This is a genomic window from Sphingobacterium faecale (assembly GCF_016746095.1).
Lineage (GTDB): Bacteria > Bacteroidota > Bacteroidia > Sphingobacteriales > Sphingobacteriaceae > Sphingobacterium > Sphingobacterium faecale.
Map to the genome: position 1 here is coordinate 69,131 of NZ_JAERTY010000013.1, position 25,433 is coordinate 94,563.

Below are 25,433 nucleotides of genomic sequence, written 5' to 3' on the forward strand. Positions count from 1 at the left end.
ACATCATGTTCATTACTTCAAATAAGGGCTGTCAAATCCAAGTTTTTTTAAACCGACTTTCACTTCAGGAGCTTGCATGAAAAGATCCCATATTAATCCTGAACGGTAGTTTTCAATCATGATGACAATAGGTCCTTGGTCAATAGCGAGATAGCGTTTGGGAAACCAGTTTTCAGTTTCGCTATAGGCATCATAAAAACCATAAGTACCCCATACTTTGGATTGAAGATGATCAAATAGATAGCGGGCAAATGCAATACTCTCTTTTGGTGTGTAGGGGATGGATGAAAGTGCTGCGGTAGGGGATATCACTCCGCTATCGTTGTCTGGGTGATGGGCATCGTATCCTTTTATCGAGTAACTTGCAGTCCAGCCCCAGCCTTTATCCGCTCCATATCCTTTATAACCCGACGGGTTAGAATTGGCATAAGCGATATTTATTTTTGTATGATTTGTGACCACCTCTCCGTAGTCGGCGTACTTATCTGTCAGACCTTTAGGATTCAGACCTAGAAAACTGTAATGTGACCAAAATAAAGGGCCGATCTGACCTTCCTTGGAATTGTGTTTTAGGATAGTAGGGATTTCATATTTACTGGTAGGCGTTTTTATAGCGCCGGATCTAGCCCAGCCTTCGTGGTATACCTGAGGTGTTATAGCATGTTGTGGAGATGCCGCTGCCAGTACATATGCGATAAGGCATTCGTCAAATCCTTGAATAGCATGGTTCATTCCAAAACCATGATCTGGGCTCCAATGCCAATAAAGTACATTTTTTTGATTGGTGTAGAAATTCCAATCTATATCTTTCCATAGACTGTCTGCTTTGGCGGCAATAGATTTTTGTGCCACATCTCCCGCTTTTAGATATTCGCGTACTGTAATGAGACCTTGTGCCAAAAAAGCAGTTTCTACGATATCGCCACCATTATCTTTATCTGAAAAAGCCATTACAGTACCTAAATCACCATTGTACCAATGGGCCCAGGCCCCGTGAAAGCGGGGGACTGAGGCTAGAAAATTTATCGCTTTATTCAATTGAGCTTCTCCCTGTTCTTTGGTTATAAACCCCCGCTCCATGGCCACTACTGTAGCCATCAGTCCAAAACCACTACCACCGGTTGTTACCACCTGTTGATCATTTAATGGATAGTCTCCATCGATATGTATACGTTCACGGGCTAACCCAGATTTAGGGTTAGCGCCTTGGTAGAAATATTGAAAAGTTTGTTGCTGAATTTTAGTTAACAAAGAGTCTTCAGATGATTCTGGTGCCATGTGATTTCCTGTTTTTACGGTATTGTCAGAGCATCCAGAGAGATAAGTAACGGCAATTATTAAAAATAAGTTGATTCGCATAAAAAATAAACTAGATAAATAGTATGGTGTTTTAGTTGTTTGAACTTAATCGGGCTGCTGTTATATAATAGAATCCCGATCCATTGTTGTTGTTTTCGCCAGCGGTGACTGTTACTTTGATTTTTCCAGCTGTATCCGGTATAATGGCATTGGCAGTAACTATTTTATCCGCATTGCTAGAGGTATTTAATCTTACGATCACTTCGTTTGCACCTTTACAGATATATTTGGTTTCTCTATTATCATTCACGCCACCACGGGATCCAAAAAAGGCAATATTGTAAGTCCTGTTTTTATCCAGTCCAGTGATATCAAAAGTGCTTTGTATGATGGTCATATTATTGAATGGTGCTTTTGAATTCCCAAAATATGAACTTTTGGAAACATTAGTAGGCATATCGAGGCTGGTGCTGGTTGTTGCAGGACCATCGTTATTGACACCATTAAAACGTTCGTTGATCAGCAGTTTGATACCCACATAAGAACCTAGGCTATCTTTGAGGTTGATGGCGGTACCTGCTAGAAAATTGTTGATCTGATTCCATTTTGGCGATGCCGTTGTATTACCAAAGTCTAATAATACAGCACTGTTCAGCGGGCCGCTCGTACCACCTTGAAAATCGGTCATTTCAGTGATCTTATCCGGATTGGTAATAGCCATGTGTGCTGCATTTTGGGCAATGCTGATTTCAAAAGGAGACAATCCTTCTGGTTTGAAGTTATTGCCGACTACGGATTTATCAAAAATAGCCTCAAACCAGGTGCAGGCAGCCGTATATCGGCCTAAAGGAATAGCAAGGTGATAGCCATCTCTCGTGAAATTGTCTTCCACTACTGATGTTCTACCGTTTTGTATGGCCGTTCCCGTTGGTATAATCATAGTTATAGGGACGAGAGATTTTGCTTTGTTCACTGCTTCGACAATCGCATTATACATCGTCAATTGATTTTTACCATAATTATCAAATCCGGTATGTGTTGAGTTATTGGCATAGGCCCAGGTTTGATGCAGTAAGAATTTGACGTTAGGGTGACCTGCGCGGGGCGCTACGTAATTGTATACTTTCTTAAGGTCAGCGGCCCAGCTGTCGTACATGCCCGATTGGGAGCTTACCTGTTGGAAACTGATATGTGTCCACTTTTCGTTGGCTAGTGTATTTGCGATTGTTTGGTTCGCTATGGTTGTTTTTTTTCCATCTTTATCTATTTTTCTATAGCTATATACGGCAGCATTCTTTGCGATATTCTCCGCGTGTTGAGCGAGTGAAGCATCGCCAATGAAAAGATTTCCGATGATTACCTGTTTGCCTTCTGCTTTTGCAAGATCATACAGGTAGTTTTCTACAGCATCTTCAGAAAACGAATTTCCAATAGCCAAGATTCTTATAGTGCCGTCATCGGGAGGGTCAGGAATATAGCTCATTTCTGGTCGCTCCATTTTTTGGCAAGAAGAGAGTCCGGTAGTCAGAATCAAGATGCTCCATAGTATTTTGATTCCTATTTTTCTGATGTTCATCATTGTATACATGCTAGCGGTTAATAATTAGGGTTTTGAATTAAAATACCTGCAGACTTGTCGATTTCAGGCTGTGGAATTGGAAAGAATCGGTTTTTTAGCTGATAACCTATATGTCCTGCGTCATGTAACGTTTGTACATCTATCTCCCAGCGTACAAGATCATAGAACCTTTCGTTTTCCATTCCCAATTCGACTTGTCTTTCGTGGCGGATGGCTTGTCTTAGCTGAGCTTGGTCGCGTGTGTTCACCTTTGGTAGAATAGCGTTGTTGCTGCCTCTTGCGCGTGCTCTCACCAGTTCTAGATAGGACAATGCGTTATTTATATTGTTTTCTCCACCGATCTCGTTTGCTGCTTCAGCTGCGAGTAGTACGATATCCGCATAACGGATGATACGTACATTGAACCATGCGCCTGCGCGGCTGCCATACTGGGCCCGCAGTGCCGGATTGGTATATACTTTCTTATTCCAATACGGTCTCGGAAGATTGCTAGGGAGTGTTTCACCATATGGTGTATTGGTTTGCCCACTAAATAGTACCGTTGTTTCCTTTCTCGGATCCCCCGGCTCAAAAGCATCGATCAGTATTTGATGAGGTATATTCCATCCCCATCCCAGATCCCACTGTCCCGATCCGCGTACCCCCTGTCTACTGGCATAGGTTACACCAAAGTTTTGAACGCCATCAGCCAAAGCTTGTATCTCAAAAATAGATTCCTTATTATTTTCACTTTCTTCTCGAAAGATCATGTTGTATGGCGTGCTTAAGTCATATATTCCTGAGTTGATGACCTGTGTGGCGGCAGCCAAAGCTTCAGCATAGCGCTGGCGTGCCATGAACGTTTTCGTCTGTAGTGCTAACGCCGCTCCCCTGGTGACTCTGCCAGGGTGCTTAGGCCAAGTTTCTGGTAAGGCAGTCGCCGCATACTTTAAGTCATCATCGATCAATTTATAGATCGTAGCAATAGGAGCTTTCGGTTTGTTAGCGGACGCCTGATCCGTAATTCGGAAATCAATTAATGGAACTTCACCGAAAGTTCTTACCATATTGAAATAAGCCCAAGCGCGTAAGAATTTCACTTCACCGATATTCGCCATCGTTTCTGCCGTTGGATTATTTATAGAGTCGGCAGTAGAGATTACGTTATTGGCCAGATTGATGAGCTGATAGTGTCCTGTCCAGTAACTGTTGGTGAGCCAATGGGATAAGGGGTACTTAAAATCATCATATATGGGCCCTGCCGCGGCATAGTCGCCATCGTTGCTTCCTAGATGAGCATCATCCGCTCGTATGTTATGCACCGCGACATAAGGCAAGCCACTTGTGGCCTCGCTGCGCAGTCCTGCGTAAGCCGCAAATACCTGTCCTTCTAGGGAGCCCACAGGTACGTCTTCTTCCGTGAATCTCCCTTTGGGTTTGATATCTAACCAATCTGTTCCACAACTGCTTAGTATTACAGCAGACAATGCAATGGCTGCAGCTTTATATATAGTTTGTTTTATTTTCATTTTATCGGTCTTATAAAGGTTAAAAATTGAGATTCAAGCCCAGTGTGTAAATTGCGGGAATAGGATATGTACCTTTATCCACGCCGAATGAAGTTGCGCTACCGCCGATTTCTGGGGTAAAACCGGTATTATTTGAAAAAGTAAAAATATTCTGTGCATTCGCAAAGAGCCGTAAATTCTTTAGACGCAGTTTACCCAATGTCTCTTGTGGAAAGGTATAGGCCAAGGTCACATCTCTCAGTCTGAAGAAACTGCCATCTTCTATAAAATATGTAGAATAAACACGGTTATTGGCTCTTCCTTCATGTATGATCGGTTCCCAGTTGCTTGTACCCTCACCGTTCCATCTGTTGATACGGTCGGTCAAAAAATTGTATGTGGCAAATTGATTTTGATTCCAGGTGCGCATTATTTCATTACCATATACACCTTGGAATTCGATATTGAGATCGAATCTTTTATACGATGTCGACAGCGATAGACCATAAAATAAATCCGGAGTTGGATTTCCGATCATGGTACGATCATTGGCCGTAATGGTTCCATCTCCATCAAGGTCTTTATAGCGGATATCTCCGGGTTTGAAATCACCTCCTCCCAGTCCATTTTTTGCGCTTTGATTGACATCTGCTTGCGTTTGGAAGATTCCGTCATGTACATAACCCCAGAAATAACCTATAGGGTATCCTTCCGTAGTACGTGATGGTCCGTCCACAATATCGTAACCTTTACTGGATAGACTGACTACCTTGTTTTTTAAGGTCGTTATATTACCGCCAATTGCAAATTTCCAGTCATCAGAAAGTATTTGGTTCCATCGTACTGATGCTTCTATACCTTTATTCTGGATATTTCCCAGATTACTAAGACCGGGTAGACTGCCGAGTATTCCCGGTACCCGTACCAATATACCATCTGTATTTTTGCTATAGTATACTGCTTCGATGTCCAGTCTATTGTCAAAAGTACGAAGTTCGAAACCAGCCTCCCAAGCTTTAACGACTTCCCAATGTAATTTATCATCAGGAATATATTCAGGGCCATAAGCCGGTATGATCTGATTACCGAATACAGCCGTATTGCCCGCAACCATTGGTGCCCACATAGGATATTTGTTACTTCCGCCATCTTGATTGCCTAGATGAGCGACGGATCCTTTTATTTTTAAGTTATTTATTACATTTTGGTTCTGCATAAAATTTTCCTGTGTCACTACCCACGCTAAGCCGAGTGCATAGAAGTTTTGCCATGGTTTTTTATATCTACCAAAAGCCGAACTCCCATCCCTACGGAAGGAGGTATTTAGCAGATATTTACCGTCGTAATTATAAAGAGCACGGGCTAGGTAAGAAATCGTTCTTGTCTCCCATCCGGTGCCATTTCCAGTATGTGTTTTAGCATCACCTATACCGACATACCAATATCTGGATTCATTGGGTATCTCATAGCCGTCCCCTTGTGTGCGCCTAGCAGTTGTATTTTCAAAGCCATTCATATAGGTCGTGTACCCCGCTGTTGCCTGTATATTATGTTTATCGAAAGAGTTTTTATAATTTAATAGCCAATCGGTTTGTATTTTGTAATATTTGTTCTGTTCTTGGTTGACTGCTGTAAGCAGATTGCCGACACGCTCTGCTTTATTGTCGCCTTGGATTTCTGGATTATAGACAGAAACCAGACCGTCATACCCTCTTGTTTGATTGAAACCATAATCGGCAGAAAGATTTGTCCGGAACGAAAAGTTTTTTAGGAATTCCACTTCCGCATAATAATTTCCTATTATACGATAATTATGGCCTATAAAGGTGTTTTTCCGTTCTTCTATAGTGGTCAACGGGTTACCGACCTGAGCGCGTTGGAATGCCGGCATCGTATGATACAGGCCATATTCCTGATTGAATACAGGAGCTATTGGTGCAGCGAGTACGGCACCGAATACATCTCGGTTCTGTGGTAGCTGGGCTCTATAACCATTTACAATGACTCCGGTCTTAAAATTGTCAGTGACACGTACTTCATTGCTTAAATTTAGGGTGATCTGACTATGTTTCTCATGATTGATTACACCTTGATCCAAGGAGTAGCCTAATCCCATGCGAAAAGAATTTCTGTCGGTAGCATTGGATACGCTGAGATTATTGTAATTAAGTATACCTTTCCTGAATATCTCGTTTTGCCAGTCTGTATTTGCGTTCCAGTGTGTATAATCGTAGGGCGAGTCCCCCTGGTTGAATCGCTGTTCTTCATATAGCTCCTTAAACTGCGTAGCATCGGTCAATTTCATACGATGTGATACATCCTTGAATCCTATTCTCGAGCTGAAATCAAAATTGAGCTGTCCGGTTTTTGCACGTTTTGTCGTTATTGCTATTACGCCATTAGCACCTCGCACCCCAAATATAGCCAAGGAAGAAGGATCCTTTAATACCTCTATATTCTCTACATCGTCAGGGTTTAGGAAATTGATGTTATCATTTAATAAACCATCAACTACATACAGAGGTTTTACTCCGTGGATCGAGTTGGTCCCGCGTATGCGGAGATCAGGTTCCTGTCCAGGCCGACCCGAATTGGTTACCTGTAATCCGGCTACCTTCCCCTGTAGACTGGCTATAGGGTTAGTACCTGGGCGATCGACAATTTCGGAACCTTTTACTTGGACGATCGACCCCGTCAGGTCTCTTTTATTTGCTGTACCATATCCAATAACCACAACTTCTTCCAAGGCTTCATTTTCACTTTCTAAAAATATCTCAAGTACAGTTTTCTTATTGATAGGTACCGTTTGGGAGGTGTAGCCAAGTATCACAAACTGCAGGCTCTCCGACGGATCCGCTTCAATTGTAAATTCTCCTTTTGAGTTCGTCTGCGTGGCAGTGGCTTTTCCTTTGATATTGATAGTAACTCCGGGAATCACCGCCAAAGATTTACTGTCTTTGACAATCCCGTTTACCGTAGTCTGTCCCCATGCAATTGTGGATATTAAGGACAGAAAAATAAGAATAGATAAACTCCTCATATAATATGGTTTAATAAGATTTATAAATAGGCACTGGTTATTGTCTATTGTATTTCAAATTTGCTGATGTATTGCGATGTATCCAATTATTTGTAATTCACATTACTACTACAGCCCAATAATTAGTTGCTCATCAAGTCTTTTTGTATATATTAATGCGTTGTTTTTTAGATGATTAGTGTTTGTTTGGGGATTCTCTTGATATAAGGCTAAGTGTTCTTGTGACACTTTTTGTTATGAGAGGTAATGATGTAGTGATTGGAAGGTTTACCTTTCCAATAAAAACTCACTTAAATTTTTTTCTGATGGTATGTTCAGTTTTTTACGTAATCTGTAGCGCCGTATTTCTACTCCCCGTGTTGTAATATTCAAGAGCGAGGCGATTTCTTTACTGGACATATTTAGGCGTAGATAGGCGCAAAGTTTGAGATCATTAGGGACCAAGGTGGGAAAATCTGCTTTTAGTTTTTTAAAGAAATTGCCATGTGCTTCGTTGAAGCTTTTTTCAAATATGTCCCAATCGCGATCATCATTGTGAGCTTCGTCAATGAGCTTGTTTATTTTACGTAATTCCTCTTCACTCAAACGATTTCCTTCAGCGTCTTTCAGTTCTTTCAGCTGGTTGTGCAGGTTGTTTAGCATTTCGTTTTTGTAAACAATATTCGTTGCGGCATTAGCCAGTTCTCTGTTTTTGACAACGAGCTCATTTTCTAACTGTTGATTTTTTATTTTAATGAGTTTTTGTTCGTTAAGCTCAGCTTCTCTGGCTATTGTTGCTTTTTGTTGCTCTAACAACCTGCGTTTGATTTGGAATTGACGCTTTTGCTCTTTTTTGCGTTGGTGTGTCCGGATAAACGCGAACAAAAGAGTTGCGGTCATCATGTAGATTATCAAGGCATACCAAGTGAGGTACCAGGGGTTGTTGATCTTAAATGCCAGTGTAGATACTGGTGATAGTACACCATTAGCTGATTTCGCTCTTATCTGAAAGACATATTTTCCAGCTGGCAGATTGGTAAAGTCTTTATAGGCTGTATGATCCCAGCTGGACCAATCTTCCGAATAACCTTCAAGGAAATATTGATATTCGAGAGGCGCAGTACTATAGAATGGTGTTGAAAAAGCTATTCTAAGGTTATTATTTTTATAATCGACAACAATCTCAGACGTATCGATTAGTATGGGGTCTTTCGATATGTTCCACACACCCGATATTATTGGGAGAGGGAGCTTTTCTTGTTCTTGTAAGCCTTCTTTATATATGGCAAATCCATTATCCAGTCCAATTAAGAGGTGATTCTTGTCGATAGTATATATATTTTCGTAATAGTCCATTACACGGTTTTGTAAACCATTTAATGAGGTAGAATCTACCGTTATTGTACCATTCTGTTTGAAGGCAATTTTGGCGATACGGGAGCGGTTAAAAAACCAATATTGATTTTTTTGTGTAGAGATTATTTTATTGGCATACTGAAATGAACCTAATTGTTTGTTCAATTCATCATGAGTTTTAAATTTTTTAATAATATCGTCATAGATATATAATCCCGAATCGGAAGTGAATACAATATTGTCCTCTAGGTTGAAGACACCAGTTAGTTCGATACGGTTTATAGAGCTGTCGTGTTTGGTCCGGATTAATGTTTTAAATGTTTTAAAGTCGGAGGCAAGTTCGATCAGACTGATATTGTTTCTGTTGCCGACCCAGTAATTCTGTTGATTTTTTGAGACTATAAAACGTATCGGTTCGCGAAGGCTCGGGTATTGTTGTACAAACGACACTGTAGGGTGCTTTTGAAAAAGGCTGATTCCTGTGTAATTTCCCTGTAGGATCAAGTCTGAATTCGGTATTTTCTCAAAAAACCAGCCTCCTGTTACGGATGATAGCTTTTTGAAAGACATATTCTCGACTTCAAAGGTCCCGTCATTGTGTCCACAGAGCAGCTTGTCTCCGATTACCGATAAGGACCACACTTGCCCACTTGAGGCAGAAACCTGTCTGAAATCTAAGGACTGAAAAGTATCGATCCCATTCCAGGGACTTACAAACAAACCTTGGTTGGTGCCTAGATAGATATGGCCTTTGAAAATAGCTGTAGCATATACAGTTCCTATATTCCCTAAAAAATCGGTGTAAAAGTACAAGGTCGAGTTTACTTCAATCCGATCTATCCCGTTATCTAAGCCTACCCATATATTTTTCTGCTTATCTTTAGTAATACTTAGTACAGTGTTGTTTTGTAGTCCGTTGTTTTTGTTGATATGCTGCAGAATTTCCCCCTGTTTGTTCAATATATATACACCGTCCTGTATTGTTCCAAATGCATACTGATCGTTGTCCAGTAGTATGCCATTATTTATCTGAGCTTTAGCTAATATATGACCTGCACTGATATCCCATTTTTTTATATATCCATTTTTGTCTAAAAAGAATAAGCCATGATGGGCTGTACCCAGTAAATAGCTGTCATTATTATAGGGAAGTATACAAAGTATATTTTTATTTTTTAAGATATCCTTATCTTTTACCGGGACTAGCTTTTGTCCTTGGAGCAAATGCAGGCCCGAGGGTATTTGTTCGAGGTAGAGCCTGTCCTGGATCAGATGCGGGAACAGAAATGGTTCCCCGTCGGCCGTTATAGTGTTAATTTTATTGTTTTTATAGACGTAAATCTTTGAGAAAGAGTGGAAATATACGGCTTCATCTCGAATGATGATTTTCCATATCTCATCATTGGCCAGTATATTTTTGTCTTCCAACAAACCTGAGATACTGGTATAAGCCATATGGCCATAAGGCTTTCGCTGCCAATAGCCAAATTCGGCATGTCCACCGACATATATCTTTCCATTTTTATCTGCCTTGACCGAGCGTACGGCCGATTTGTTTTTCAACGGATACAATTTCCAGTATTGACCATCGAATACAAGTAGGCCATCAGTATTGCCAAAATAGAGTATACCCTCGTCGTCTACAGATGCGCTCCAGTTTTGATTACCGGCCTTATAGGCTGTTTTGTCGAACTGTTGAATAGAAGGGCTTCCTACACGAATAATATTTTGAGCCTGTACCAAGAGAGGTGCTGCACAAAAGAGTAAAGTGAAATAGCAAAAAATGTATGTAGCCCATTCCATATGAACTATGCGGGTCCAGACTCTGTTTCTTTTTATGTAGGGTACTGTGGTCAAACTGTGCTGTATATATTGGTGTTTACTAATATAATGCTTTTCTTGTAGCATCAGCTAAGAAAGCAAAAATAGCTTCCGCTAAGTACAGAGTCCAGGATATTAAACGATCGATATCGCCGTGCAGTTTGTTATTTGACATAGTCTCTTCACTGCTTTGTGCTAATAGTTATCTGGTCGTTATGTGGGTATGTGGCCGGATAAAATTTTTGTTGAAATAAGTCATATTCCCCGATACAATTAGATGCCCGATGTTTGGTTCGTTGGATGGTTTTGCGTTTGCTATCCATCGCGAATCGGTCGCTAAATAGGCGTTTTTGATTGAACTTTTTCCGTTTAAATATATTTTTAAAGAATCGATGTACGTACTCTGTTGACAATTTAAAAAAGCGTCCGTTAGTTCGGCTGTACATTCATCCGCTTGTATTCCATTTAGATAAGCTTTTGATTGGTGCGACAGATTCAGTTTTAGATTCTTAATTTTTATTGGTCCATAAGATCCGTTTATTATTCCATTTCCATGTTTTTTTGTGTATTCTCCCATTCTTAACACGGACTTGTCGGCTAGGGTTATGTTTAGTTGTTGTAGACTATCCGTAGTAGGTTGTACGGGAATTAATTTTAGATTAGCATGGTCTGTACAGGATATCGACTGTATGGGCATTGGTTGTTCCAGATATAAATAGGTGTCTCCTTTCTTGAGTTGTATCTCTAAGGTATCCTTGTGCAGTTTATATTCAAAATTTTGCTGATCATCACTCTTTAAAAGATGCTCGCCTGCTTTTTTTATTTCCAAAGAAGCTGTAGATTCTTTGCAGCCGATAATTTTTATATGTTTAATGATTTTCTCTCCATTTAAGTTGATATTATTAGGATACAGATTGAGCCAGAATCTAGATATAGGATCCGTCGGATTACCCTGATAATCTACACTGATGATCCCAAAAACCGCGGGGCAAAAGAAATACGTAATAGCAAAGGCTATGCTGAGTAGTAGGATTATATTTGATTTTTTCATCACAAGAGTATTTTATTCGTTTGTAGTCTGAGTTCTGTTATTGTATTGTGCCAGCACTTCATGCATGGAGATATCAAGTATTTCCAGTTGGTTGAAAAAGCGAGGCAGTTCTATATTCATAAACTGTTCTTTTTGCAGCGCTGTTATCTTCTCTTTGGCGGAGGGGACTACAAACAGTCCTAGACCACGTTTATTATAGACTAAGTTTTGCTGTTGCAACAGGTCGTATGCCCGCATCACGGTGTTCGGTGTGACCTCCAATTCGGATGCTAGATCGCGTACAGAAAGTATTTTTTGATCTGCAGACCATTCGTCTTTCCGTATTTTTTCTTTGACGAAGTCAACGATCTGGAGATAAATTGCCTTTTCTTCTTTAAACTCCATTAGTGCTCCTTTTCTTTTAGTTTATAATAAAAGCTAAGTAAGATCATGAAGACCAAAAGTAGATAGTAGATATACCGCCACAATTTTACCGCGGTGCCATCGATTGTATATTGTATCGTCCCCTCGGGGTTTACTTGGGTAAAAGTCATCACAAAGATATAAGCACCGATACCTAGTACTATAAATGCCATTGTGGCGTATTTTTTTAACATAAAGACAAATAAGGCGTAAGAAGGTATTATCATCAATAAGACCGTAGAGAAAATCTTCAGCTGTAGCGTTGTTATCGTATTAAACGCGCTATATTCACCAAATTGATAATAAAATTGACCTTGGTGCTCGAGATAGGTCCGCGTATCTTCAAGATAAAGATGTTTGTACAAAGCAACCAAGAGGTGGTCAAATAAGATAATCGATACGATGGTTAGTAGGTAAGTGAATCCTGTAAATAAGCCGATGCCAATCACCCGTTCGGAAGGCGATATGGGGTATGTCAGTGTATTGAAGCTTTCATTGAGCTGAATGAGGTATCCACGTAAAGTCAACATTAAAAATGCAGGGATTGTCAGTATAACAAATACTTTTCCCTGATTTGGACGGATCAGCAAGTTCTCGTAAAACAGATTGGTTCTAAAATTTTCTTTGTTTATAAACTGTTCGTGGAGAGGTGCTCCCGACCAAAACGCAGCACCTACGAAGATTGCAAATACGATAATCGGAATACTGATAATAATATTTTTATTTATTGCCCACATTTCATATAGTACTACTTTTAAGGCAGTTGTTTTATTATATAGATTCATAAGTCTTTGTATTTATATGATCAGATATAGTTGTTGTATCCAGATTGGTTATAACGGCATTAAAGAATAATTCAATATCAAATAAATTTTCATCCAAGTTTTCCTGCATTTTCACCACATATTTTCTGCCATACATATTTTCCTCTGTATATATAATGGTATCGTGCTCCTGTGGGGCAGTCGTTACTTTAAACAGTTTAGATAATTGCTCGATCGATTGGTCTATAACCAATCGGTGATCTTTTAAAATCAACAGATGGTCTATCAATGGATGTATATCTCTGATTTGATGTGTAGATATTATTACCACCGAATCTTGGGAAGTATGCTTGGCCAATACCCTTCGTAGTTGACTTTTAGAAGGAATATCTAATCCATTGGCAGGTTCGTCCATCAACAAGATACGCGATCGTGTAGCTATGCCAAATGCGATATTCAATTTCTTTTTTTGTCCATACGATAGATTACTGATATGCATATCTGGATCTATACTAAACTGGGAGAGGAGGTCTTCAAATAGAATCTGATCAAAATTGGTGTATATTGAAGAATATACTTTTAGCCATTTTTGTAGTGGCCAAGAAGGTAATTGTACCTCGTCTTCAAAAAAATAGAGGTCACTTAAAAAGCCTACTTCTCTTTCACTCGGTATTTTATCAAATACTCGAATTTCTCCCTTTTTTGGAAAGGTGATACCTGCTATCAGCTTTAACAGCGTGGTTTTTCCCACTCCATTTAGACCCAATAAACCATAAATCTGACCTGGGTAAAACGTGGTAGATAACTGGTCAATGACTGGTTTATAGTTTCTTAAATAGTGAAAATGTAAGTTTTTTATGGCTATCATATTTCAATTGTGTTAGTGTATTACTAATGTAATACACCTCAAAGTTAATGATAGTTTTTAGAATTCAAAAAATATTATTTTTTTCTGTTTGAACAGCTTGTCCTTTCTTCTCAATATTCGTTTGTTCCGGAAAGGAGATCGGGATAATGTGTTAAATGCGAAGGTGCATCTATTCGTGAGTTATAGGATCGGTCAAAGCTTAAATTTTGATAAGAGTTATGGTCGTCATTTATTTTAAGCTTATAAGGTAAGCTATATAAAGATATAGCTTTAGATTTTTTTTCTTGAATACCTCTTTTAAGGTGGCCAGTGCTTTTGATCTACTGAAATACACCGTGTTTTTAGAAGTGTTTAAGAGCTCACATATTTCGGTTACATCCATGTCCTCGATATAGGACATCCTAAATATATCAGCTTGTTGTTTTGGTAGCCTATTTACTTCTATAAGCAACTCATCTAGAAGCTCCATATATATTATCTTAGCTAATATATCCGTCTCCTTCTCTTCGATAGGAATAAAATACTCTTCAGGAACAATTTCTGTCATTCCGTATGATGTATTATTATGGTTATAGCATGCGTTCCGAGTTACCAGATACAGAAATGATTTCACATAGGAGATGTTAGGAATTTGCTCTCTGGTATTCCAGAGCTTATAAAACGAATCAGATACAATCTCTTCAGCCTGACTAAAATTATTGGTTAGTTTATAAGCAAAAAAAAACAATTTTTTTTCATGTTTTTTCATAAAATAGCGTAATCCATTTTCGTTGCCTAGTTGCAATTCTGATAATTTTGCGTTATCAAGGTTCATAAATCTAAGGATAAAAGGTCTCTGCCAATGATATGAAAAATTTATCAAAGTTTGAAAACCTTTACTCTTTTTAACAGGTTAGGTATTCTCACAGTTTCTATTTAACTACGTGCATCTGCTGGTTAACATTTCTACTAAAAATATATTTTTTACTAAGGTTTACTCTTCTCAACTGTAATAGGTGTATATGACCAATTGAAAGAATGTTGACAAAAACTGAAATAGCAAAGTTGATTCGTAAGAAATATGAAGGTAAACTCGATAGAAAAGAGCAGTTCATGCTTGAAGAATTAGCGTCCCAGAATGTTCATTTTTTAGAGTTACTCAGAGATATTGATAATAGCGAGGTTTTACATCAAGATCTACTGTTATGGCTGAATCTGGATGGAGAATTGGGTGGAAAGCTCTCTGTCAGATTACGGAACCGGACATTGGATAAGATAAAAATAAATCAACGGAGACATAAGCATTTTTTTTCATCGCGCATTAAGATGGTTTATCAAGCGGCAGCTTTGATTATTATATCGGCTGTACTCTATTTTTATATTTACAGGTCACAAGCTGTAGATCTTGTTCAGGAGATCGATACTATTGAGCTTTCGGGTGAGATGCCATCTATTAAGATGCATGGAGGAAAAATCGTCGAACTCAAAATGACGGAGCACACTGTTGTGATCTCCGATAATTTGAAATATAAAAATGGGGCTGTTATCGAGGGAAACTATATAAAGGATGATGAACCATTAGAGCTGTCAACTCCCAAAGGACGCACCTATGAATTGATATTGTCTGATGGTACACATGTCTGGTTAAATGCAGATTCTAAAATTTCATTCCCTAAGAAATTTTCTGGGAATGAAAGATTAATAACGTTGGAAGGGGAGGCCTTCTTTGATGTCGCTAAAGATAAAGGCCGTCCATTTATCGTTAAAACCCTCCGACAGGAAGTGGAAGTACTTGGTACAAAATTTAATATTAAAGCTTACGAAGAAGACTTCTCTACAACCACGACCTTATTGGAAGGAAGTGTTAAAATCAACACAGAAAAAGAATCTGTTTACCTAACACCCAACGAGCAGAGTATAGTGAAAAATGGACAGTTGACAAGACGACATGTGCTTACAGACCAGTATGTGGGATGGAGAGCTAATAAGTTTGTTTTTTACGAAACCGAACTTAGAGATGCCATACTCGCTATGGGAAGATGGTATAACTTTGAAGTTGTAAATATGGATAAACTTCCCGCTATCCATATATATGGAACGATAAGCCGATCAAAAAAACTATCAGAAGTCATGCAGATTATGGGAATAAGTGGGTTGACATTCAAAATAGACCAACGGGAAAAAATAACTAAACTAATTGTTATGGAGTGATTTTTTACATAGACGTTCACAGATTTGGCTTGAAGTTGCTTCAGCTGGAATATGGTAAACAGATAAACAACCAATTCGATTAATAAACCACTATAATGATCAAAACGATGAAATTTATGTCTTCCCTATATCAATTGTCATTGATATTAAGGTCGATAAGTGTATTGTTAGTTTTCAATATCTCTACGCTTTTTGCCAGTAGTTATGCCCAGACAGTGACATTGCTAGGAGGTCGAATGACTCTTGCTCAGGTGATGCTTGAAGTAGAGAGGCAGAGTGGGGTACCCTACTTTTTGAATAATAAAGACATCGCCAATCTCACTGTAGATATTCAGGTTAAGAACCTGTCTGTTAAACAGGTTATGGATAAGTTGATGATGACCGTACCTATTAGTTGTTTTGTGGACAATGAAACCATTATTATAAGACCAGATATACATAGATCAGGAGAGAGAGATGAAAATAAGAAAGATAAAGAGGAAAAACAGTCGTCAATTATCAAAGGAAAGGTAGTTGATGCTAGAGGTAATCCTTTGGTAGGTGTGACTATATCTATAAAAGGGAGCACTATTTCGACGCAAACAAAAGCCAACGGAGACTACATAATTAATGTTGGAACTATTCATGACCCTATTTTAGTTTTTTCGACCATTGGACATGTTTCTGTAGAAAGAAAAGCGATGGGGAAGCCGTTATTAGATGTAATTATGTACTCAAGCGTTGAGCAAATCGACGAAGTGGTCATTGGTTACGGCGTACAGAAAAGATCTGATCTCACTGGCTCCATCGGAAGTGTACAGATGGAAGATTTACAAAAGGCTCCGGTCAAGTCTTTTGATGAAGCTCTAGCCGGTAGAGTAGCCGGCGTGCAAGTCACGTCATCGGAAGGGCAGCCAGGGGCTTCAATTGATATTGTGATAAGAGGAGTCGGGTCGATTACACAAAATACAGGACCACTTTATGTCATTGATGGAATGCCGGTCGAGACCGGAGGGGATACGGGTGAGATAAATCCAATAAATGGTATTGACCCCGCAGACATCAAATCTATAGATATTCTGAAGGATGCATCAGCTACTGCTATTTACGGTGCCAGAGGGGGAAATGGTGTAGTAATTATTACGACTAAGCGAGGCGCAGAATCTGCTCCTAAAGTCACCTACAACGGTTATTTTGGACTTCAGAACAGTACTAAAAGACAAAAGGTATTAAGCCCCTTCGATTTTGTAAAATTACAACAAGAGATAGATCCTCTGAGAACAATGGGGCTATATCTACAGGGGGGGGACGTAGATATGGAAGATTATAAGTTATTGGACGGGATAAATTGGGAAGACAAGGTAATGCGTGTTGCTCCGATGTTTAACAATCATCTTTCTTTGTCGGGTGGAAACCAGCAAACCAAGTACAGTGCATCCGTTTCAGCGATAGATCAAAGTGGTATTATAATTAATTCGGGGTTTAAGCGTATTCAAGGAAGAATGACTTTGGATCAGCAGATCAATAAAAAATTAAAAGTTGGTCTTGATGCTAATTATTCCAATTACTCCAATTATGGTACACCTACGTCAACTTCCACCTATAGTCATGAAATAAATCTACTGTTCAATGTTTGGGCTTTCCGTCCGGTATCCGTTACCAATGAGAATTTTTTAGAAGAAGGGCTGGATCCAGAGATTGATCAGACCAATGATCAGCGTTTTAATCCTATCCTCACGGCCAAAAATGAACTACGTGAAAACTATGGAACTACTTTTTTTGTTAATGGATATGCCGATTACAACCTGTTAAGTAACCTTAAGTTTAAAGTTTCTGGGACATACCATAGAGGTGCTAGGAGGTATGATGCTTTTAATGGATCAGAATCGCGTACAGGGCATCCTTTGTCAAATTATCAAATCAATGGCTCCCGCTCTTTTATTGAATCAAACCGATGGTATATTTCTAACCAGTTGAATTACACAAAAACTTTTAACAAGAAGCATTATCTGAATGCTATGGCAGCCTTTACGGCCGAGCGAGCTTCTAGTTTGAGTTTCGGAGCTTCAGCTATAAGACTTCAAAATGAAAATCTAGGGCTATCTGGATTAGATGAGGGTGAACCCAATTTTATAACATCGTCCACCTCCGCATCATCTATGGCGAGTTTTATGGCGCGAGCTATCTATTCTTATGATTCAAGGTACTTATTGACTGTCACAAATAGACTGGATGGATCCTCTAGATTTCTAGGAGAGTATATATATGGTTTGTTTCCTTCTGTAGCTGCTGCATGGCGCCTTAATAACGAGTCATTTATGAAATCTTTTGTATGGTTGTCAAATGCAAAACTTCGGAGTTCTTGGGGCAAAACCGGAAACAACTCTATAGGCAACTTTGTAGCACACGCTGCACTACAGAGTTTAAATACTACTGGCTACGGCTTCGGTAATAATATAATCCGGGGAGTTGTTCCCACTTCCTTAGGAAATGAAGCGTTAAAGTGGGAAGCGTCGGAGCAGATCGATCTAGGGCTTGATGTCGGTTTTTTAAATGATAGGATTGCAATGACGATCGATTTTTATCGGAAAAAGAGCCATGATCTGCTGATGAATGCAGAGCTATCACCATCTACAGGTTATCCGAGTGCAATCAAAAATATTGGGAAAATACAGAATGACGGACTAGAAATAACGTTGGGTCTAGTACCTATAAAAAAGACATTCACTTGGACTTCAGATTTTAATATCTCATTTAATAAAAACAAAGTTTTGGAACTCGTTGACAATCAGACATCACGCCTTACGGCTATGACTTGGGGGGATGATTGGCGTGGTGTGCACGGTTATATTGCCAAGTTGAATAAACCTGTCTCTCAATTTTATGGGGTATTGTGGGATGGAGTATATACCTACGACGATTTTGATTTTGATGGGATCAATTATACGTTAAAACCTACTATAAGTACAAATGGTACAGCTAATGTACAACCTGGGCATATTAAGTACAAGGATCTGAATGGAGATCGGGTTATTGATGATAATGATAAGGTCGTCATTGGTAATCCTCTACCCAAGCATTTTGGAGGATGGTCCAACAATTTTTCATATAAGGGATTTGATCTTAATATCTTTCTACAATGGTCTTATGGTAATGATGTGATGAATGCTAACCGTATTATTATGGAGTCAGGGTATAAGTATAATATCAATCAGTTCGCATCTTATAAAGACAGGTGGGCGCCTGATAATCAAGATGGAAAACTTCCTGTGGCCAGAGGTGCCTTGTACAAAACATACTCAGATAGAGTGGTAGAAGATGGTTCGTTTATACGCTTAAAGACTGCTGCTTTCGGTTATAATATACCGTTAGACTATTTAAAAAAGATCAAGCTTGCTCAGCTTAGGCTTTATGTGTCGGCACAGAATCTGTATACCTGGACTAATTATTCTGGATATGATCCCGAAGTTTCCATCCGCAACTCAGCCCTTACTGCAGGGTTCGATTATTCAGCTTATCCCCGTGCTAGAACGTATACTTTTGGCTTAAATATGACCTTTTAATTCTAAATAAGAGCGCAATGAAAAAAATAATAATAGGTACTTTATCCGCAATGATTCTCTTTAGTGGATGTAGTAATTTTTTAAAAGAAGATCCGACCGATTTTGTTGCCCCCGTTAACTATTATAAGACGGAAAAGGAAGTTTTCTCCGCTTTGGCCGGTGTATACGATATTCTAGGAAATAGAGCCGCTTATGGTCGATATCTTTTTTTTGAAATGGATATGAGTGATCAGTGTTATATGGCACTTTCTAGTACAGGGCAGGATATTGCTTTATACAACTATGATATCGGCGATCAGAAGCTCGTGGATACTTGGTCAATTTTGTATCAGGGTATTAATAGAGCAAACATGTTATTGGAAAGAATTGATCAGTCTGATATCTCAGAAACGCTGCGGGATAATTATAAAGGAGAGGCTCTCTTTTTGCGAGCCTATTATTATTTTCTTTTAACATCCAATTGGGGGAGCGTTCCCTTACGTTTGCAGTCTACAAAGACACCCGGAGAGGTCGATATGAAACCCGCTAAGTTGAAAGATATATATGCCCAGATTATTGTAGATATGACCTCCGCTGCCGACCTAGTCGGTGACGTTACGGCCTATAAAAATGCTGGACGCGTCTCCAAATCCACAGTTTGGGGTATTTTAGCCCGTGTTAATTTAAAGATGGCAGGCGCACCTCTACGTGATAAGAGCAGGTATGCAGAAGCTAAAAAATGGGCGGAAAAAGTGATTAACCTTGGGTATCATACCCTGAATCCAGATTATACCCAAGTGTTCAAGAATCATGCTCAAAAAGTGTATGATACCAAGGAATCTATATGGGAAGTCGAATTTTCATATATGTCAGGATCACAATATGAGGAAGGCAACGTGGGGTCAATCAATGGTATAGGTACAAGTAATAAATTAGTAGGATATAGCTACGGTGCTCAAAAGATAATGAAGCCTTATTACGACTCGTTCGGGGTCGGTGATCTACGTAGGGATTGGAATATTAATGATTATTATTATGAGAATGAGCCTGCAACAGGAAGAATCGTTTATGCTGGTAATGCAGCTGCCATTTTTTACAATAGATCCGCGTCCAAGTGGCGTAGAGAGTATGAAATCACACCACAGAAGAGTGTTAATACAACCACTATTAATTTTCCATTGCTGCGCTATGCTGATGTATTGTTAATGTTTGCCGAAGCCGATAATATGTCGCCAGAAGGACGAAGTTCACAAGCAGAATGGTGTGTAAATCAAGTCAGGCAGCGGGGCTTCGGTAATTTATTACCAGGAGCAGTGCCTACTGCAAATGTTGATCTTCCAACAGGATTGGATGTTGTTGATTTTCAAGAGGCTATCCAGAAAGAGCGTTCTTTCGAACTTGGATTCGAGGGACTGAGAAGGCATGATCTCATACGTTGGGGAATATTTCTTCAGACTATGCAAGGGCTTAAGTCCTATAAGGCATCTGCCGCTGCCGATTATCAATATGGATTTAGAACAGCTGAGAATATAAAACCCCGAGATACACTTTTTGCTGTGCCAAGAAGTGAAATGGTTGTTAACAAGCTAATGGAGCAGAATTCAGGATGGTAACCAATTTATTTTATGGAATACTCCTGTTTAGCGAAACGCAAACACGCATGAGTCCGCCAACTGGCGGATGGTCATTAAAGAAAAAATAATAAACATATGAAATAGAAAATGCTATCTATAACTAAATATATGCATATGATTAACTTAAGAATAATACGGTTTTTCACAATACTAGCAGTTATGTCGATCTCTTGTCAGAGAGACGTGATTTCCATACCCCAGTCTACCGTCCACATTAATCAGCCTACATACCGTGTAAAAGACTCTGTTCGTTTTCAATTTCAGGGGGATGCAGATATGATTACATTTTATTCGGGAGAGCGCGGACATGAATATAGACATCGTGATCGTGTACTATTAGAAGGCGGTGATTTATTAGTCAATATCGAAACGAATGTACTGTATGGTGTACAAAAAGATAATCTAAAACTTTTGATGTCCACAGATTTCTCGGGCAAGTATACCAAAGACGATTTGACAGCGGCGACTTGGACTGATATCAGTGACCGACTGGAGTGGAGCACAGGAACTCGCCTTATTTCCAAAGATGCTAATGTAACCGATCTGTTAATTGCGGGGCGTCCACTGTATTTTGGATTTAAGTATGCAGGAGCAAAATCAACAACGGGAACTGCCCAGCAACGTACTTGGCGTGTATATCAGTTCAATATACACAATAAGTTTTCCGAAAGTGAAATAATTCCGGTTACTAATAGAGCAGAAGCAGGCTGGCAAGCAATAACTAATCTTTCATCAGATCCAGATTTGGGCGTGTGGAATTTAACAGGTTATTCAGACATGATTACTTATGTTCCCGAAAGTAATTTAAATGACGTGGAGAAATGGGTGGTATCAAAACGATTTGATCCCAATAAAGTTGCTCCTGATAGGGGCGTCGCTATAAAAAAATATCCTGATAGTCCGCTCAAAGAATTTAAATATGCCTTCACTGAAGCAGGTGAGTATGAAGTTACTTTTGTATTTGTAAATGCCAACTATAGTGATCAAAAAGAAGTTGTTCAGACCGTAAAGGTCATTGTTGAATAAGAAATATTTAACTCATATTATGGTAAGATTTAGTTTAAAATATTCTTTATGGTTTATTACCCTAGTGATGCTTTCTGCCTGCGATAGCAAAGAAGATACAGGCCTTTACTCGATATATCAACTTGATAAATATAAAAATGGGAAGGGGGTTGTTTCATTAAACGAAACTTGGGAAAAGCAGGAATCTCTTATGAAGTCATTTCCTAAAGGCATAGAGGTATATCGAACCCATAGGGAGATTAATGGAAAGGTTTCCAATATCTGTTTAGTAGCCTTCAACCCTAAGCATAATATAGATTTTAAACCTATCGTTTCAAAAGTAGCCCAGACCCCTACGGATTTTTTTAAGGCAGAGTCTGGTGATGTTTATGTTTGCTTGAATGCTGGTTTTTTCTCAGGCAATACAAGCCTAAGCTTAGCCATATACAATACGGCTATACAATCTATTAATACCAAGAGCTTGCAGAGACCTTTCAATAATGTCAATACACCTTATTATCCTACTAGGGCGGCTTTTGGGCTTAACAGTGATTTTGCTCCTTCTGTATCTTGGGTATACAGTGTAGGGGCCGGCAATGGGGTTCTTTATCAATACCCACAGCCGAGTCCCAATGAGCTCGGTTTGGCCCCACAGAATATACCTTCTGCAATTTTTCCTCAGGGAGGGGCTGTCTGGAATCCAAGAAGTGCCATTGGTGGTAGTCCTATGTTAATCCATAAAGGGCAGATCAAAATAACAGATAACGAAGAGTTGGCCGACTTAGACAACAACGCAAAGCGTGCCCGGTCTGCAATTGGACATCTTAGTAATGGAAATATAGTATTGTTGGCTGCGGAGGGAGCGCAGACGGGAAATGTTAATCCGTCATTTCATGGGTTGACATTGAGAGAATTAGCAGACGTGATGCTGGAGGTTGGATGTGTGGGTGCTATCAATCTCGATGGTGGAGGGTCGTCATCTATGGTTATTGGGGGAGAGCAGGTGATCACTCCTTCCGATAAAAATGGAGAAAGAAAGGTAGTCAGCGCTATTATTCTGAAGGGCCGATAATATAATGTATCGGTTAGCACATATTAATAAAATATAAAAAAATAAGTATATAGAAATGAAGAGAAGAAACTTTCTAGAGTCTTTAGCTATTGCAGGAGGAACAATCGCCACTACAGCAATTCCCCGTTTACCGGCCATAGCCGCTACTCCAACTCATATTAATGCTGCCGCGCATAAAACTGATGTTTTGATTGCGGGAGGAGGATTAGGAGGATGTTCCTCCGCCTTAGCTTTACTTCGCAATGGGCATAGCGTCATTATGACCGAAGAGACAGATTGGATCGGCGGGCAGATGACTCAACAGGCTGTTCCTCCCGATGAGCATGCTAGTATCGAAACCCATGGAGCGCCAGCCTCTTACTTAGTTTATCGCCAAAAGGTTAGGGAGTATTATTTTAAAAATTACCCACTCACAAAAGCAGCGAAGGATAATCCTATATTAAATCCAGGAAACGGCTGGGTTTCTAGACTTTGTCATGAGCCAAAAGTAGGGTTGGCGGTTTTGTATGAGATGCTATCGCCTTATATTTCCAACGGACAGCTCAATTTACTTTTGGAACATAAGCTTGTCTCTAGTGACACCAAAGGTAAGTTTGTAAATACGGTGACAGTCAGAGATCTGCGTTCTTCCCAATTGCACAAGATCGAAGCAGCCTATTTTATCGATGCAACCGAGTTGGGGGATCTGTTACCATTGACGGGTACGGAGTATGTCACAGGTACAGAGTCCAAAGCAGAGACCGGCGAGTTGCATGCTCCTGAAATAGGTAACCCACACGATAACCAAGCTTTTACCGCATGTTTCGCATTAGAGTACCATAACCGTGAAGATTATGCACAAAAACCGGCAGACTATAATTTCTGGTCAAAGTATATACCACAAATCCAACCAGCTTGGCCAGGTAAGTTACTGAGTCTGGTATATTCGGATCCACGTACATTACAGCCAAAGACCTATGCATTTGATCCCACAGGTGCAAGCACTGCCCCTGTGTACAATCTATGGAGTTACAGGCGAATTATTGATAAGCGGAATTTTGAGCAAGATTTTTATAAAAGTGATATTACTATTATCAACTGGCCTCAGAATGATTATATGTTAGGTAATATTATAGGAGCTTCTGAAAATGAGTTTAAAGAACATGTTCATTCAGCAAAGCAATTGGGGCTTTCACTTTTGTATTGGTTACAGACTGAAGCCCCAAGGCCCGATGGTGGTAAAGGGTGGCCTGGCTTATGCCTCAATAAAGACGCGTTGGGTACAGTCGATGGTTTTGCTAAGTATCCTTATGTACGTGAAGCTAGACGGATCAGAGCACTATTTACTGTTGTAGAACAGCATGTCGGTCAAGATAATAGAGCAAAAGCGATAAAAGTAGGCGAAAATCCAAATAAGGCTGCGAGTTTTTATGACAGTGTAGGTATAGGTTATTACCCCATAGATTTACACCCTACCCAGCGTGTGAATTTTATTGATTTTCCGTCTTTAAAATTTGAAATACCTCTAGGGGCATTGATTCCCGTACGCATGGAAAATATTTTTCCAGCAAACAAGAATATAGGGACGACACATATTACGAACGGTTGTTACAGGCTGCATCCGGTAGAGTGGAGTATAGGCGAAGCCGTCGGTTTGTTGCTAGTCTACGCTAAAGAAAAGAGTGTAAGCCCTAGAGAGGTAAGACAGAATAGAGAACTATTGACTGACTTTCAAGCTTTTATCAAGACACAAGGGATTGACATACGTTGGAAAGACTAAGGGAGAAAAACCTGCTGTTTTATAGTTCACGTTTTAATGTATAGCATGTTTTTAAAGAATAAAGATAAATGAACAGAAGAGATGCTTTGAAAAATGGATTGCTGCTTTTGGGAGGTGTTTTTGTAATATCAGGATGCGGCGAGGATCAAACAGTACACTACAATAATTTCAAACTGAAGGCTACAGAAGTTGTTTTTCTTAAAGTTTTGGCAGAGACTATCATACCACAGACAGACACTTTAGGGAGTGAAAAGTTAGGTCTTCATGAGTTTGTCTTAAAAATGCTGGACGATTGCCACAGTCCTACCGAACAGGCGCAGTTTTGCGATGGACTTAGCCGGTTTCGCAAGTGGGCACAGGAGAGGTTGGAAAAAGCGTTTGAAAATACCAGTTTAAAAGAACGTACCCATGTGTTGCAAAGCATGGGAGAAGTAGATATAGAAAATGTAGATCTATTTTATAAGATCACCAAAAAAAGGGTCATCCAAGGGTATCTAAAATCAAAATATGTCATGACTGATTTGGTACCGTACCAGTTGGTGCCAGATCGGTATGTGGGAGATGTAGCTCTATCATCATAAAATCTTAATTGTAAAGAGAATTTAT

Annotated in this window: 17 protein-coding genes; 7 read left to right on the forward strand and 10 right to left on the reverse strand. The window is 39.5% G+C overall.

The annotated features are described in order from the left end of the window. Window positions 1–12 precede the first annotated feature (12 nt). The 10 genes from JKG61_RS20630 to JKG61_RS20675 all read right to left on the reverse strand — a co-directional run bounded on the left by JKG61_RS20630 (window position 13) and on the right by JKG61_RS20675 (window position 14,460). Window positions 13–1,278 (reverse strand): glucoamylase family protein, encoded by a 1,266-nt coding sequence (locus tag JKG61_RS20630; protein WP_237249564.1) that lies wholly within the window; start codon window positions 1,276–1,278, stop codon window positions 13–15. 112 nt (window positions 1,279–1,390) lie between these two features. Continuing rightward, window positions 1,391–2,878 (reverse strand): DUF4886 domain-containing protein, encoded by a 1,488-nt coding sequence (locus tag JKG61_RS20635; RefSeq protein ID WP_202104903.1) that lies wholly within the window; start codon window positions 2,876–2,878, stop codon window positions 1,391–1,393. A gap of 17 nt (window positions 2,879–2,895) precedes the next feature. Then, complete coding sequence (locus JKG61_RS20640; protein WP_202104904.1) at window positions 2,896–4,386, reverse strand: RagB/SusD family nutrient uptake outer membrane protein; 1,491 nt, start codon at window positions 4,384–4,386, stop codon at window positions 2,896–2,898. A gap of 19 nt (window positions 4,387–4,405) precedes the next feature. Then, window positions 4,406–7,405, reverse strand: coding sequence for a SusC/RagA family TonB-linked outer membrane protein (locus tag JKG61_RS20645; RefSeq protein ID WP_202104905.1), 3,000 nt, complete (start codon window positions 7,403–7,405; stop codon window positions 4,406–4,408). A 267-nt stretch (window positions 7,406–7,672) separates the two neighbouring features. Continuing rightward, a complete protein-coding gene (locus tag JKG61_RS20650; RefSeq protein WP_202104906.1) occupies window positions 7,673–10,543 on the reverse strand; it encodes a triple tyrosine motif-containing protein in 2,871 nt (956 codons plus the stop codon). Window positions 10,544–10,763: 220 nt separating this feature from the next. Beyond that, window positions 10,764–11,612 (reverse strand): hypothetical protein, encoded by an 849-nt coding sequence (locus tag JKG61_RS20655; protein ID WP_202104907.1) that lies wholly within the window; start codon window positions 11,610–11,612, stop codon window positions 10,764–10,766. A gap of 12 nt (window positions 11,613–11,624) precedes the next feature. Next, entirely contained in the window at window positions 11,625–11,996 is a 372-nt protein-coding gene (locus tag JKG61_RS20660; RefSeq protein WP_202104908.1) for a GntR family transcriptional regulator, read from the reverse strand. Continuing rightward, window positions 11,996–12,799, reverse strand: a complete 804-nt coding sequence (locus JKG61_RS20665) for a hypothetical protein (protein WP_202104909.1) — start codon at window positions 12,797–12,799, stop codon at window positions 11,996–11,998. Before JKG61_RS20665 ends, JKG61_RS20660 begins: the two co-directional genes overlap by 1 nt. Continuing rightward, window positions 12,786–13,646: an ABC transporter ATP-binding protein gene (locus JKG61_RS20670; protein WP_202104910.1), complete on the reverse strand. Its 861-nt coding sequence runs from the start codon at window positions 13,644–13,646 to the stop codon at window positions 12,786–12,788. The genes JKG61_RS20665 and JKG61_RS20670 overlap by 14 nt, the downstream gene beginning before the upstream one ends. A gap of 229 nt (window positions 13,647–13,875) precedes the next feature. Beyond that, window positions 13,876–14,460 (reverse strand): RNA polymerase sigma factor, encoded by a 585-nt coding sequence (locus JKG61_RS20675; RefSeq protein WP_202104911.1) that lies wholly within the window; start codon window positions 14,458–14,460, stop codon window positions 13,876–13,878. A gap of 203 nt (window positions 14,461–14,663) precedes the next feature. On the opposite strand from JKG61_RS20675, the gene JKG61_RS20680 reads away from it, so the two are divergent. The 7 genes from JKG61_RS20680 to JKG61_RS20710 all read left to right on the forward strand — a co-directional run bounded on the left by JKG61_RS20680 (window position 14,664) and on the right by JKG61_RS20710 (window position 25,408). Next, window positions 14,664–15,836 (forward strand): FecR family protein, encoded by a 1,173-nt coding sequence (locus tag JKG61_RS20680; protein ID WP_202104912.1) that lies wholly within the window; start codon window positions 14,664–14,666, stop codon window positions 15,834–15,836. A gap of 116 nt (window positions 15,837–15,952) precedes the next feature. Continuing rightward, window positions 15,953–19,378, forward strand: a complete 3,426-nt coding sequence (locus JKG61_RS20685; RefSeq protein WP_202104913.1) for a SusC/RagA family TonB-linked outer membrane protein — start codon at window positions 15,953–15,955, stop codon at window positions 19,376–19,378. A 17-nt stretch (window positions 19,379–19,395) separates the two neighbouring features. Then, window positions 19,396–20,970 carry a RagB/SusD family nutrient uptake outer membrane protein gene (locus JKG61_RS20690; RefSeq protein WP_202104914.1) on the forward strand — a complete coding sequence of 525 codons (1,575 nt, stop codon included), beginning with the start codon at window positions 19,396–19,398 and terminating at the stop codon, window positions 20,968–20,970. A 135-nt stretch (window positions 20,971–21,105) separates the two neighbouring features. Beyond that, window positions 21,106–22,017 carry a DUF5017 domain-containing protein gene (locus JKG61_RS20695; RefSeq protein ID WP_202104915.1) on the forward strand — a complete coding sequence of 304 codons (912 nt, stop codon included), beginning with the start codon at window positions 21,106–21,108 and terminating at the stop codon, window positions 22,015–22,017. A 19-nt stretch (window positions 22,018–22,036) separates the two neighbouring features. Then, window positions 22,037–23,068: a phosphodiester glycosidase family protein gene (locus JKG61_RS20700; protein WP_202104916.1), complete on the forward strand. Its 1,032-nt coding sequence runs from the start codon at window positions 22,037–22,039 to the stop codon at window positions 23,066–23,068. A 55-nt stretch (window positions 23,069–23,123) separates the two neighbouring features. After that, a complete protein-coding gene (locus JKG61_RS20705) occupies window positions 23,124–24,827 on the forward strand; it encodes an FAD-dependent oxidoreductase (RefSeq protein WP_202104917.1) in 1,704 nt (567 codons plus the stop codon). A gap of 68 nt (window positions 24,828–24,895) precedes the next feature. Then, window positions 24,896–25,408: a gluconate 2-dehydrogenase subunit 3 family protein gene (locus JKG61_RS20710; protein WP_202104918.1), complete on the forward strand. Its 513-nt coding sequence runs from the start codon at window positions 24,896–24,898 to the stop codon at window positions 25,406–25,408. Window positions 25,409–25,433: the final 25 nt, after the last annotated feature.